Here is a 13,055-nt window from a genome sequence, read left to right as displayed (position 1 = left end):
TTTGAGATCATTTCTTTTTTTCTTGTAAAATGATGTTACCGACCCTGTACCATTGTCTCTGGGATTTGGAGCGCTGGCGTTTTCTGCTCCTGATATTCGTTTTTGAGTAAATTTTTATTGAGGCCCATGTGTGGAGTATGGCAGGAAAGGCAGTCTTCTCCTGTCTGGTGGGCTGGTGTTGCCATAAAAGTCCCATTTTCATGGCATGAAAGACAGATTTTTACCGGTGGCTTTCGCAAGGTGTTTTTATTCTTGCTCTGATGGGGATCGTGACATGCCATGCAATCCCCTTTTGCCGTTGTGTTATGTAGCCAGAGTCGTTCTGTAAGTGCCCGTAAAGGTGTTTTGTCTCTGTGGCATTGTATGCAGAGTTTCGTTTTCGGCAGGGTGAGTTCACCAGGCATACCGCCACCTGTTTTGAAGACTGTTTGAGGTTGTTTCTGGACCCCGGGAGTGCTGAATGTTCCCGTACTTCCATGACATGGGTCGCAGACGCCGGCGGCCCATACCGGGTGGGAATAGAGGGTTTGAACCTGTACAGTTTTTGGCCCCGGCGTTGTCTCCCGTACATCCTGAAGTTCCTGATCACTTGTTACAGCAGCTGTTTCCTCCAAGGGGGGAACCCCGGTGAAGAAAAAGGTAAGCACTTCATGCTGTTTTTTCGCTTCACATCCGCTGAGGGAAGCTGTTAGAAAAAACATCATTACTATGTGGATGGAAATTTTGTGCATTAGTTATTTTTCTTTATATGGGATGGTTCTGTCAAGTCTGCTAGCAATTATTATTCACCGCTCCAGTCTCCATATCCATAGACATTGACCTTATTTGAACCACTCATATTGCACACATAGAGGAGGTATTTCAGTTTGAAATTCGGGTCTGCAAATGTATTGAAGAATTGGATGTTCTCATAATCAATATGGACCCCGGCCGGAAGGTACATATTTCCAGGAGCATTTCCAGGGCCACCGAAGAAAAGGAGCAGTTGACCGTCTTTGTTGAAAATCTGTACATATTCAAAGGCCGCATCCGCCACATACAAATTTCCTTCCTGATCTACATCCAGCCCTTTGCTTCTGGCCATTCCTCCCATGCGGTCTCCGTGGAAGCCAAAAGTTTTCACAAATACTCCAGAACTGTCAAATTGCTGGACTCTAAAATTAAAGGCGTCATTGACAAAAACATTTCCATGTTTGTCCACTGTTACATGTGTCGGCTTATGCAGCTGCCCCTCTTCGGATCCACTCTCCCCAACGGTCATAACGACTTCTCCCGAATCTCTGTCGAGGACAATGATCTGACTTTTGACCATGTCGCAGACATAGATGTTGTTGTTATAAACAGCAACATCAACCGGTTTATTAAACAGCTCTTTATTACCGTAGGCACGGATGAACTCATTACTGCTGTTGAAGGTGACAATCTGCTGGCGTTTTATGTCAGCAATGTACTTGAAGCCATCCGAGGTGACCCAGATACCTGACGGGGAACGGAGTGCCCCCCGTCCGGTGGCTCGTAGTTCGGTGAAGTCCTTGTTCACCAGATCAATGGTGAGTATCTTGTTGGACTGACGGTCAATAAGGTAGATGCTTCCCCTGTCTGAGGCTATGTCGTAGGGGCGACCGATGGAGGAAAAGGACAGGTCGGGACCAAAGAGAAAGCTGTCAAAGGCATCTCTTTTGACTGCCAGGTCTGTTTCCGAGGAGATGGCTGTGAGAAACTGAAGTCTCGGGCGTTCTGGTGGTGGTGGGTAGAAAATGAGTGCTGCTTCTTCTACCGGCCTGGCACAACTGCTCAGGAGTAGCAGACAGAGGAGGGGAAATAACAGCTGTGTGTCTGAGAAACGATATGGTTTTTGCATGGTTTTTAAGTGGTACCGTGAAAACAACAAAGTCCACCCACACACGTGACGTGCATGGGCAGACGGAAGACAGCCTATGGCGGATTGTCCTGTTACTTGTTGTGGCAGGTGAGGCAGAGGTTAGAGCCATCGTTATCTATTAAGAGAAGACTCGTGTTCTCATATTTATTATGAACATCATGACAGGATGCACATTCCATCCGTCCGGCAAAAAGCATGTCGCTATCAATTGTACCACCCTCTGTTATTCCTGAACTTTTTGAGCTTGGATCCCAAAGACCACCGTCTGCGGTAGCAAGGGCACTGTCATAAGTGAAAGATACGGGATGGTCATTATTCAGGGCTGAGCCAAGATCTCCACTGCCTGTTCCGATTGTTCCTATAAAAATAGTACCGTCATGGCCAGTAAAGGCATCGATAGCAACGGTTCCGTCATGGCAGGAAAGGCAGAGCTTTGAGACGCCGGCGGGCTGTGAAAGATCATCGGCATCGAGGGTGGCACTGGAGTACAGGGTATAGCTGGCCTCTGAGACATCATGATTCCATAGGGGAGCATCAGCGATAACTGTTCCGTTATGAGGTGCGTGACAGGGCAGACAAATTTGTCCACTACTCCAGTTTGACCCACTGAAGTCATGATCCGATCCTGTTATTACTCCAAATGCTGTTGAGCATATCCCGGTGCTGCCAATTAAAGCCAGAACGCCAATTACTAGTCTTTTCATTATTCATCCTCTCGTTGATCATTCATTTTTCTTTTGTCCCCTTAGGTCTATGCAGCCTGGGAAAACGATACTTTCCATTGGTCTGTGCATACTTTGTAGTATATTCTAGATTGTGAGAGAAAAAAGAGGGGTTCCCCTCTTTTTTACGTTCCAAATCCCTCTTTAAATTGACTGGATTGCCCGTCCTGCCTGACATTGCGATGGTTTCGGTGTTTGTCGGTTAGGGCTGGTGTGGTACTTATTATTCCTTTTCTTGGCAATGGATTACAGCTTGTAAGATTTTATTTGTGAACAATTCCTATCTTTTTTATGGGGTGGAAATGGGTGTTCTTTTCTTACTGTCATGGTAATATTTGAATCGGTACAGGGAATCAAGTCCATGACAGTCTTTGCAGATCATGTTGTAGGTCTGCATGCGTAAAAAACTATTGGTAGCTTTCCCCTCAGGATTTTCCCCATTCCCCTTTTGTTTCTTTTTGGGATCCCATTGGTGCACATCATGGCATGAGGCACAGGAAATATCGCCGATGGTAATAGGTGATGCCGTTTCGTCGTCAAAAAGTGGAAAATAATTTGCCTTTCCTTTGATATTTCTTCCCGGATTAGCGATGAGTTGTTTTTCCGGATGGGTGGAAACCACAGGTACCTTGTTACTGCCGGATCCCCCATCTGTATGACAACTGTTGCACATTCTATCCATAATGCCTTTACCTGCTCCATAGTTACGAGCCCAGAGTCGTACCGTGTTTTTTCCATTATGGATGATGTGACAGACACCGCAGACCCCGGATTCTTCCGGGATCTGCCCCATGGTATTTGTTGCAGTGGGTGCTGTGATGTTGAGGTCGTGGTCACTCTTTTCCACATACGCTTTTTCAGGGTGACAATTGCTGCACAGTGCAGGTTCTGGTGCGGCGGCAAGACGGAGAAAGCTGTTTTTTGCGTTTCCCTCAACATGATTGTTTCCGTGGGAGGTCGGCTTTCTAGGATGCCATTGGTGTGGATTATGGCAGGTCAGACAGGCTATAACGCCATTGGATTTTCTTTCTCCATGACTGTCGTAAAGCGGCAGAGTAGTACTGATGTTTCGTTTTTCAGGATTGATGTCAACGGGATGGGAGTGGTCAGCGATGACTTTTGTATTGGCGACACCCTTGCTGTTGTGACAGGTCAGACAGAGATCCTGTGCCGGATAGGCACTTTTGCTCGAGACCTTGCGAGCCCATAAGTTTTTTGTCTGTGCTCCGTGAACAAGATGACAGACGCCGCATGGTCCTGACTCGCCAGGCAGTTGCCCCTGAGTATTTTTTGTTGTGGCACCTGTCTTTCGCAGGTCATGATCGCTTCCCACAACAGATGCCTGTTTGCTGTGGCACTGCTTACACAGGCTTTCAGCTTTTCCATCCTTTACCCGAAGAAAACTTGAACGGGGCGGGGTCATTGTGGCCTGCCTGGCAGTTCCTGCCTGGTGTGGATCGTGGCAGGTGGGGCAGGTGAGCAGTGCGTCCTTAGCCTCTTGCTGAACGCGCCGGCCAGTGAGATCAAAGGCAGGCAGGTCAGGTCGCATCCCCTTGTCCCGAAGAGAAATGTTAACGGGATGAGAATATCCCTTGATGAGTTTTTCAGAGGCCAGCCCTGTTTTGCTGTGACAGCTAGTGCACAGATCCTGGGTTCTGTTTTTACTCTTAGCAGGAAGTGGTCGGGCCCAGAGTACTGTCTTTTCTGCTCCATGCACCAGATGACAGGCACCGCATATCCCTGACTGTACCGGGGGCTGTCCCTTGCTGTTCTTGGCCTCCGCTGCCGTGCGCCGTAAATCATGCCCGCTGTTTAGCAGACCGCCCTTTTCCTGGTGGCAGTCCAGACAGAGCTGGCCTGAATCTCTGTTGTTTTCAACGAGAAAATTGTCAAAGGGTGAGCCATGAACATTGTGGCAGGTCTGGCAGATGATCTGATTCGTGACAGACCCTTCGATACTCCCGAGATTGAGAAGGTTGTCAGGTATTGGTCGTTCTGTTGTGCCAATGGGATGGTTGCCCATGGCAGGCCCACCATCCTTGCCCTTGTGACACATCATGCACATGGAAGAATTATCGTTGGATGTGCGGACAAAAACTGCCCGTTCAATCCCCATTTCACTGGACACTCCATGGGCAGTGTGGCAGGTAAAGCACTGCATGTTTCCATGCTCATCCAGGGGAAAGATGGCTGGGATTTCCATCCCTGGTGGTGGTGGTTTGTTGATGGGGTGGCGATGGTCGTTGTACACCTTTCCCCTTGAGTCTGCCACACTGCCGTCATGGCAGGAAAAACAGATTTCGGGCTCTGCGACCACCTTAGTCTCCTGATAGGGCACAAGGTCAGTGCCCCTGCCATCAATAAAAAAAGTATCTATCCATCGATAGTGACAGATCGCACATTCCTTGGCCGAATTCGGGTTGCGAGGTGCCTGATTGGCAAGGCATGGGAGAGAGTAAAAAAGCATGCTGCTGAAAAGCAGGATCAGGATGCAGGCACGGGATCTGATCATGGCATATTTTCCAGGCTGAAAACACTGATCCGGCCTGGAAGCATCTCCACAACATAGAGGTGCATGGCATCGTCAATAAAGAGCCCAACAGGTGTTACGAACTTCTTCACCTTACCCGTTGTCGGGTCACCAAGGACTGAATGAAAGGTGCCGGTAATATTGAAGAGTTGAACTACTCCCATATAGCTGTCACTGACATAGGAGAGTCCATTTTTATCCACAGTAATCCCTTTTGGTCTGAAAAAATGGCCCTTTTCAACACCCCAGCCCCCGACAAAGGTGACGAACTTCCCCTCTGTATTCAGAACCTGTACTCTGGTATTGATGACATCAACAATGTACAGGTCTTTATCCCGATGGAGGTGCATGAGAAAGGGATAGCGGAATTCCCATTTTTCAGCCCCGGGTTTTCCATAGCTGTTGATGAGCTTTTTTGTGGCAATATCGAATTGGAGAATCCGATGATTATTGTTGTCTGCCACAAAACACCATTTTCCGGAACTGTCCGCGACCACATCGGTTGGGTCGGATTTTTCTCCGTTCAGGGCTGGAACCGGAATTTCAGAGATGAAATCGCCTGTGGCAGAAAATATCTGGATCCGGCTATTTCTGGAGTCGGCAACATAGACTCTGCCAGATTCGTCCAGTCCAATACCAAGGGGAAAGGCAAATTCGCCGGGATCGGTTCCTGGTCGACCGATAGTGAAGAGTGGTTTTCCGGAAGGTGAAAATGCCTTGATTTTGCCATTCACCCCATCAACCACATAGATGGTACCGTTCCTGGCAACGGCTACATCACTTGGCTGGTTGAATTCCTCCTCTATATCAAAGAGGTGTGTTGCCATGGTCAGCTCCAGTGCATGGGCGGCGGATGTCCAGGCCGTAAGCAAAAGGAGAATAGAAATGGTGACTATTCTCCTTCTTCTTTTATACCACTCAGGTGAGGTATATCTGTTCACTTGGTCGCATTCTCAATGCTGTGTTGGTTGTGGTTCCGCCATCTGTTGCGGCTGCAGTTCGGTCTGTTGTGGCGCAGCAGGCGATACTTCGCCTGGGTTTAACATCTTTGGCATATGGAACTCCGTATAGTTCTTTATCATTCCCACCACCTCTGTACTGGTGATGGAATCGATCCGGGCCTTGGGGTAGCCAAGATCGGCAAGGGGAAGAGTAGGATTGTTCTTGGTGTGGCACTCTTCACAGCTTACAGGCAGCTTGCTGATAATCTGGTGGATAATCTTCTTTGCCTTGGATTTCTGGCCTTCGCTCAACGCCTTTTCATTTGTCTTGTAGTCAGTGGCGAACTGGATTTTTTCCTCGCTGTCGATGCGGACAAGTTTGCCGTCTTCACGAATGAAGGGGACAATTTTTGCATTGTAGGTCCCCGGTGGAGCTCCATTGACCGGGCTTTCAACAATTTCTCCGGTTTTTCGGTCATACCATTTGTAGACGTTTGTTCTTTCATCATCAGTCAGCTTGACATGGCAGGTCTGGCAGGCCACAAAAAAGGCATGCATATTCAAAAATGCCCGAATATCTTTGACTGAGTCGTGAGGCATGTCGCCATGGCAGGATCTGCAGTAGGATCTGTTGTCGGGTCCGACATCGAAGCCGATATGGTGAAAATGTCCTTCTATTCTCTGCTCTTCCAGTACCCGGTAGCCGAGATAGTGTTTGACCCGATCCTCACTTTCAAGAATCATCTTGTCAAATGTTTGATTCCCGACATCTTTTTTGTCATTCTCTCCGCTGGGAGTAATTGTTACATCTCCTTGTCTTGCATGGTATTCATGGATAAGATGGGCAAATGTCAAATTCCAGATGAGCACACCGAAAAAGGCGACCAGTCCCATAAAAGCAAGAACATAGAGCTTGGTAAAAAAGCATTTCATGAGTTGACTCCTCCCTGCTGCATGGGATCATTGGCTGGTGCGGTGGTTGGTGGAGTATCCGAGGTGACATCCTGTGGTTCCCCGCAGATTGTCGGATTATTGCCGCCACCGTGGGGCGGTTTGATCTCAGATTCCAATCCTTCCCTGGTCATCACTCTTACGTAATGCTCGTAGTGTTCTTCAACCATCAGCTCTTCAGGAAGATAACCGGTGAGAAAGACTGTACCCATCGGGAAGACAGAAGTGGAAAAATGGACGTTATACCAGTGCCAGATAAAGAGAAAGAGTGCCGCCAGTAATGCCTCGTCACTGTGAGCTATCAGGCAGAGGTTGATAAATTCACCTGGTATGACCTGGGTTGCCAGTACCTTGTTCCAGATGATGAGGCCGGTGATACCGATGACAAACATACCCCAGAATGGTGCCCAGTAATCAAACTTTTCCTTCCAGGTCCATTCATCGCCATGCGGGTGCTCATTGGTGAAATAGAGCAGGTATTTCATCAGTCCTATGATATCTTTCAGATCTTTCAGGTTTGGAATCATGGGGAGTCTGACCAGTACCATGGTGACCCTGCCTATACTCATTTTCCCTTCTCTTTTAAGGGGCATGATATGATTCGTTATGATGCCGCCTACTACTCGCACAACATGGTAAACAAAGAGGAGAAGCATGATGGCACCGGTCCATTTGTGTATTACCGGAGCCATCTTGCTTCCACCGAAAAAAGAGTAGAGATAAGGAGCCCAGCTACTATCACTGAACTTGAGAGGCATCCCTGTCAGAACCAGTATAATGACTGTTGCCGCCAGGATGATATGCTGGATTCTTGTGTCCAGATCAAATCGGAAAAAGTATTTTTTTCCGTCCTTGAACTTTATTGCTGGATATTTTTTCATGGTTTCTCTTTCCTCCGTCTAAAAGATGCATTGGGAAACAGGCGGCGAAGCAGATCAAGAAACAGTATTCCCATCAAAGGAAGCAGGGTAGCACCGGTGAGAATGATGAAGAAGGTGGTGAACCAGTAGATCACCGGGCTCTGTTCCTTGTTAAATTCCGCATGGACCTGATAATTTGCAAACTGTTGGGAGGCACCTGGGTGACAGTCCACGGATCCACAAATTTGTCCTCTGTTCTCCGGATGGGTGGTGGCACGAATGTCATCATTGCCGTGCATCTGGTGTACGGATTGTCCCTTGGGTACGTGGCAGTCCAGGCAGTCTGGAACCGATTCGTCCAGGAGGTTGGCCGCCTTGCCGTGAAAAGTCTGCCCATAGGAACCTCTGGCCATGGTGGAGAGGTTGTGTCGGGCCACCAGTTCCGGGTCATCGTGGCATCTGGCACAGGACTCTGCAATATTGAGCGGACTTCTGCTCTTGTGCAGCCTGGTGGTGACGTGATTGTAAAATCTGTAGATGAATTCTTCTTTTTTGTGACAGACTCGGCAGCGTCCCAGGGCATCTTCAGCAATACCGGGTCTCACCTTTTTGACAAATGCAAGGGGTCTGAACATCGGATTATCATGGCAGTCCTTACAGGTCGGCATGTCTTCACTGAAAGGCTTTTCTTTGCCATGTTCGTCCATCTTGCCGTGAACACTGTCGGCCAGGAATTTTTCAACACTCTTGTGAGAAAACTTCTGCTCCTCTGCCGGTTCAATGATATGACAGAGTACCAGACAGTCCACAGGTTTGACCGGTTCATGGGGGATCTTGGTGATATCAGTGTGGCATCCCTCACATTTTACCTTTGCGTGGACACTTTGGTTGAAAATTTCTTCATTTACATAGAGAAGCCGCATTTCTGCATTTTCATCAACCCTGCTTAGTCCCGGGTATTTATGACAGAGCAGGCAGTTACCGACATCTGATCCCTGCGCGCCTGCGGGCAGGAAGTAAATAACAAGCAGTGTGAGGATACTAAGGGGCCAAAGTGGCCGGGAACGTGACTTCAATCTCATCTTCTCTCCTTTGTTAGATGTTGTGACATACCACACAAATACTTCCTCCTCCCCATGCCTTTCTCAGTCTGCCTTTTTCGCTTGCTCCGGCAGATGCTGCCTTGTCTGTGGGAATGACTCCGTGTTCGTGTGGGTTGTGGCAGGTGATACAGGTGATTTTTCCCTCGTTGTTCAGGGGCAGCACGATCCAGAGATTTCTTTCCGACCAGTGCATTCGTGAAATGATTTTTTCTGATGGTTTGACCAGATGATTTCTATTCAGGGGGTGGTTGCCGGCCTTGTCGTTGTGGCAACGCAGACAAAGTATCTCCAGGTTGCCGACAAGATGGATGCTGTCTTCTCCGTTGTTCTGTGAATTGAAAGTTGCCTGCTGTTCATCTGGTTTGCTTGCATGACAGTAAAGGCACGATTCTTCATTTATAGCCCCTGACGCATCCAGTTGTTTGTGGGGGTCAAACATTTTGTATTGCTCTTCCTCATGGCACTGAAAGCAGAGAAATGTTCGGCCCAGGGAGGAGTTTGTTCGTAAAAATGCCTTGTTGTGAAGTCGCAACTCGTACTTTGGTTCACATTGCAGTGCCATGTTATGGCAGGTGTCGCAGGTGATTTTGTCATTTGTAAGAGGGAATTCTGCCGGAATAGTGGCCTTTTTTTCTGCAGAAAGCACTATGTCCACAGGATGGGTGTATGTGTCAGGAGTGTACCCATGACATCTGCAGGCCGTGGTATAGTTGTCGAATCTCAGCTGTACGGAGTCCCCCTTGGATGGTTTCTGCAGGTGACATTCGGTACAGTAATTACTATCGAAATGAATATTGGTTTCAGTCGTCACATTCGGATTTATAAAGAGAGGTTCCTTTGGCTGTAGAGACTCTGCCAGCACTGCTGTGTTCCCTGTAAGGAAAAATAAGAGGATGAAAAATATTGTCTGCATTACTCTTCAGCTCTGATTCTCTCTTTAATTAGAGGGTTACGATATGAAACAGCGGTTTTATTACAATTGTCCGATGGTATCACTCTGTAGGATGGTTGGAAAGAGGGGTTTCCCTACATTGAGGCTTCGAAAAACCTTATTGTGCATTTAAGCGGAATGTTAAAAAGATAATGCAGGAAGGGGAGAGTAACTGGTAGGGGAGCCCTTGCCAAAAGGAGGAGAATGGAGGGGATTGATAGAGACGGTGGTGAGAGAGATGGGAAATAAAGGCTTTTAGCTCTGTAACTCCGTGAAAAAAATTCCTGGGATTAGAGTTCAGTGAGCCCTTCACGAATGGCATATTTGACAAGACCTGCCATTGTCGTGATCTGCAGTTTTTCCATGAGCCGTCTTCGTCTTCCTTCAATAGCCTTGATACTGACAAAGAGACGGTCGGCTATTTCTTTGGTTGATCGTCCTTCAGCTATGAGCTGCAGTACTTCACGTTCTTTTGTGGTGAGGGCTTTCTCTTTATCTTCAGAGAGCAGTCGCCTTCGGTAATCGTGGACAACAGTACCAGCAATTTTAGGACTAAGGTAGGTTTGTCCGCTGCGGACGGCATCCAGTGCCTGGTTGAGTTCCTGGAATGCACATTCCTTAAGAAGAAATCCAGAAGCTCCGGCCTGGAGAGCACCGGTAATAAAGCGTTTGTCAGAGTGCATGGAGAGGACAATGATTTTACAGGAAGGTCTTTCCTCCATGATAGAACTTGTTGCATCGATGCCGTTCATCTCGGGCATGCTCACATCCATAATGACGATATCGGGTTTTTCCCGGCGTGCTACCTCGATGGCCTGTCTTCCATTTTCTGCTCTGCCTACTATAGTGTATCCGGAAAGTCCTTCAATAAGTGAACAGAGTCCGTCTCGGACTATTTTGTGGTCGTCGACCACAATGATTTTTATTGTCATTGCTCTGTCCTGCCGGATTCAGCGCAGGCCTCTTTGATTGGAATTGTGAGAATTATTTCTGTTCCGACATCTTTTGTGGAATTAATTTCCACCGTACCGCCGATATTGTTTATCCTTTCCCGGATACTGAAAAGGCCAAAGCCAGTGTTCGGGGAGTCTTCGTTATTTAGCTGTTCTTTTACCATACCGCAACCATCATCCTTTACGGTAATCCGTACCCCCTTACCTGTACATCGCACTTCGACCTCAGCTTTCTCTGCATTGGCGTGTCTGACAACATTTGTCAGCAATTCCCGAATTGTCCGAAAAATGAGGGCCAGAAAGGCAGGAGTTGTACATTTCGGACATTCATCGCAGGTGGAGGTGATTATAAGACCATATTTCTGGAGGAATTCTTCTGCAAGCCAGTCAAGGGCAGCATGGAGACCGATCTCATATAAAATGGGTGGGCTTAATTCGAAGGTGAGGGTGCGGACATCCTGAATTGTTTCAGCGACAATATCTGCGATCAGTTCAAGTTTTTCTTTGCTGCTTTTATGCGATGCAGATGCAATAAGAGCATCCGCGTACATTTTGACAGCAGAGAGGGACTGGCCTATCTGGTCATGAAGGTCAGTTGCGAGTTGACGTCGCTCCCTGTCTTCCATCTCCATGAGTTCCGATGAAAGGGAACGAAGGCGCTTTCGATGTTTTATCAGTTCCTTCTCTTTCCCCTTCCTTCTTTCAATCTCCCTCTGCAGGACACTATTTGTTTCCAGGAGTTCAAAGGTTCTTTGTTTTACCTGTTTTTCAAGATTTTTTTGGATTGCATGGAGGTCTTTTTCAATCTGCAGACGTTCCTTAATCTCGTCAACCAGTTTGTTATTCAGTTGTCGCAGCGAGATGCTATGTCTGTTGATGATGTTTTTCTGGTCTTTGTCTGTTTGTTCAAAACTGGCGATCATTAAACGCAGGTCCTGTCCGAGTTCGGAAAATTCGTCAGTGCTAAAAGTATCGAGGATCGGTTTTTTTTGCCTCCCTTGAGTTTTATCTTGGAAAAACTGGTTGATTACATCTCGAAATGTGGAAGTTGCAAGCCTCTGCTGGTAACGGTAGAGGAGAAGGAACAGGATGATGATGACAAGGCCGATACCGATGTTAGAAAACACGACAAAGCGCATTAGTTCACTGGTCTGCGAAGTGATCAGACGATCGGCGTGTACTTCCAGGAGCCATTCTGGGGTACCCTGATAATCAGAAAATGTACTGAAAATAATTATTTTGTTTGCGGTGATATGATAGCCATAAGGAGTGTCCGGCCCAAGTGATGAGATATTAATAGGGAGAGTTGCCAGTTCATTGGGATCACTGAGGTTGATGAGGCGACATCGAACCTTGGTTTGTTTCCTGAGTTTTGTCATCAGCCGTTCCGTGAGGAGGCGGCCAAAGATCAGTGTTCCTGCAATTGGCCCGGTATTTTCGCTGGTGATGATGGGGTGAGAGGAAACAAGCATCGGGCCGAGTTCTGTTTTGACGAATCCATTGATGGCACTGTCTGGGCGAGGATGGTGCAATAAAGGATGATCGCCTGGTAGTCCGGTTGAAGGGAATTCGGTGAGTGATATTTCTTCTTCAGTTTCAAGGTCGAGAAGTTTGCTCCACACAAGAGAGCCATCGGGGCGAAAGAAATGGAGGAGATTCAGCCCTCCATTTGTGAAGGTGGTGTTGGGAAGATTTGAGGTGATATATTCCTGATATCTGCTTTGCACAAACTCGTAGGTGTCATCCCATGCCGACCAGTCATGGGCGAGAACTCCCAGTGCTTCTCCTTCTCGCAGTAGAGCTTCGGTAAAACGCTCCATCTCCTCTTGGGCCAATTGACGTTCCACCGCTATATGACTTGGTGAAACAATCAGGTTGATAATGAAATAATTGGAAAAGGAATATATTGAGACCAGGAGAACCAGGTAAGCAAAGACGTTACCGCGAATAGATTTAAAAAGAGAGAGCATAGGGCTACTGTATGGAAAGGTGTTATGGAAATATTGGAAGAAAGGCCTTACCGAATTTCGTAAGCTCGTTTATCTGCACAATCACCTGCATTCTCTGAATCTCCTCTGGATGCCTGTGGTAAGAGTTTTAAGTGGCTTGATGCTTTCGAAAGAGTATTTTATAAGATCCTCCTTATGTCTGAAAGAGCCGGTTTGTTGATTTTTTAGTTAGT

The 13,055-nt window shown here is 47.4% G+C and carries 11 protein-coding genes; all 11 read right to left on the bottom strand.

Annotation, left to right across the window (positions count from 1 at the left end; all coding sequences use genetic code 11):
• Positions 1–35 precede the first annotated feature (35 nt).
• Positions 36–731, bottom strand: a complete 696-nt coding sequence (locus tag UWK_RS02860; protein WP_015402842.1) for a cytochrome c3 family protein — start codon at positions 729–731, stop codon at positions 36–38.
• 50 nt (positions 732–781) lie between these two features.
• The gene (locus tag UWK_RS02855; RefSeq protein ID WP_015402841.1) at positions 782–1,861 is read right to left on the bottom strand and encodes an NHL repeat-containing protein; all 1,080 of its coding nucleotides are present in this window, start codon (positions 1,859–1,861) and stop codon (positions 782–784) included.
• Between the two features lie 92 nt (positions 1,862–1,953).
• Positions 1,954–2,586, bottom strand: coding sequence for a cytochrome c3 family protein (locus tag UWK_RS02850; protein WP_015402840.1), 633 nt, complete (start codon positions 2,584–2,586; stop codon positions 1,954–1,956).
• Between the two features lie 307 nt (positions 2,587–2,893).
• Complete coding sequence (locus UWK_RS02845) at positions 2,894–5,116, bottom strand: cytochrome c3 family protein (protein WP_015402839.1); 2,223 nt, start codon at positions 5,114–5,116, stop codon at positions 2,894–2,896.
• On the bottom strand, positions 5,113–6,075 hold the full coding sequence (locus UWK_RS02840; RefSeq protein WP_153304801.1) for an NHL repeat-containing protein: 963 nt from the start codon (positions 6,073–6,075) through the stop codon (positions 5,113–5,115). Before UWK_RS02840 ends, UWK_RS02845 begins: the two co-directional genes overlap by 4 nt.
• 12 nt (positions 6,076–6,087) lie before the next feature.
• Complete coding sequence (locus tag UWK_RS02835; protein ID WP_015402837.1) at positions 6,088–7,008, bottom strand: hypothetical protein; 921 nt, start codon at positions 7,006–7,008, stop codon at positions 6,088–6,090.
• On the bottom strand, positions 7,005–7,907 hold the full coding sequence (locus UWK_RS02830) for a formate dehydrogenase subunit gamma (protein WP_015402836.1): 903 nt from the start codon (positions 7,905–7,907) through the stop codon (positions 7,005–7,007). The genes UWK_RS02835 and UWK_RS02830 overlap by 4 nt, the downstream gene beginning before the upstream one ends.
• Positions 7,904–8,968, bottom strand: a complete 1,065-nt coding sequence (locus UWK_RS02825; RefSeq protein ID WP_015402835.1) for a hypothetical protein — start codon at positions 8,966–8,968, stop codon at positions 7,904–7,906. The genes UWK_RS02830 and UWK_RS02825 overlap by 4 nt, the downstream gene beginning before the upstream one ends.
• Positions 8,969–8,981: 13 nt before the next feature.
• Positions 8,982–9,902 carry a hypothetical protein gene (locus UWK_RS02820; protein WP_015402834.1) on the bottom strand — a complete coding sequence of 307 codons (921 nt, stop codon included), beginning with the start codon at positions 9,900–9,902 and terminating at the stop codon, positions 8,982–8,984.
• A gap of 308 nt (positions 9,903–10,210) precedes the next feature.
• Positions 10,211–10,852, bottom strand: coding sequence for a response regulator (locus UWK_RS02815; protein ID WP_015402833.1), 642 nt, complete (start codon positions 10,850–10,852; stop codon positions 10,211–10,213).
• Positions 10,849–12,843, bottom strand: a complete 1,995-nt coding sequence (locus UWK_RS02810; protein WP_015402832.1) for a CHASE4 domain-containing protein — start codon at positions 12,841–12,843, stop codon at positions 10,849–10,851. Before UWK_RS02810 ends, UWK_RS02815 begins: the two co-directional genes overlap by 4 nt.
• Between the last annotated feature and the right edge of the window lie 212 nt (positions 12,844–13,055).

It is taken from the genome of Desulfocapsa sulfexigens DSM 10523, assembly GCF_000341395.1.
In the GTDB taxonomy this organism is placed as follows: domain Bacteria; phylum Desulfobacterota; class Desulfobulbia; order Desulfobulbales; family Desulfocapsaceae; genus Desulfocapsa; species Desulfocapsa sulfexigens.
This window is presented reverse-complemented; position numbering and strand designations above follow the sequence as displayed.

Bases quoted from the DNA above. Each gene is read 5' to 3' on its own strand.
- UWK_RS02860 (WP_015402842.1), bottom strand. From the start codon at position 731: ATGCACAAAATTTCCATCCACATAGTAATGATGTTTTTTCTAACAGCT.
- UWK_RS02855 (WP_015402841.1), bottom strand. From the start codon at position 1,861: ATGCAAAAACCATATCGTTTCTCAGACACACAGCTGTTATTTCCCCTC.
- UWK_RS02850 (WP_015402840.1), bottom strand. From the start codon at position 2,586: ATGAAAAGACTAGTAATTGGCGTTCTGGCTTTAATTGGCAGCACCGGG.
- UWK_RS02845 (WP_015402839.1), bottom strand. From the start codon at position 5,116: ATGATCAGATCCCGTGCCTGCATCCTGATCCTGCTTTTCAGCAGCATG.
- UWK_RS02835 (WP_015402837.1), bottom strand. From the start codon at position 7,008: ATGAAATGCTTTTTTACCAAGCTCTATGTTCTTGCTTTTATGGGACTG.
- UWK_RS02830 (WP_015402836.1), bottom strand. From the start codon at position 7,907: ATGAAAAAATATCCAGCAATAAAGTTCAAGGACGGAAAAAAATACTTT.
- UWK_RS02825 (WP_015402835.1), bottom strand. From the start codon at position 8,968: ATGAGATTGAAGTCACGTTCCCGGCCACTTTGGCCCCTTAGTATCCTC.
- UWK_RS02820 (WP_015402834.1), bottom strand. From the start codon at position 9,902: ATGCAGACAATATTTTTCATCCTCTTATTTTTCCTTACAGGGAACACA.
- UWK_RS02815 (WP_015402833.1), bottom strand. From the start codon at position 10,852: ATGACAATAAAAATCATTGTGGTCGACGACCACAAAATAGTCCGAGAC.
- UWK_RS02810 (WP_015402832.1), bottom strand. From the start codon at position 12,843: ATGCTCTCTCTTTTTAAATCTATTCGCGGTAACGTCTTTGCTTACCTG.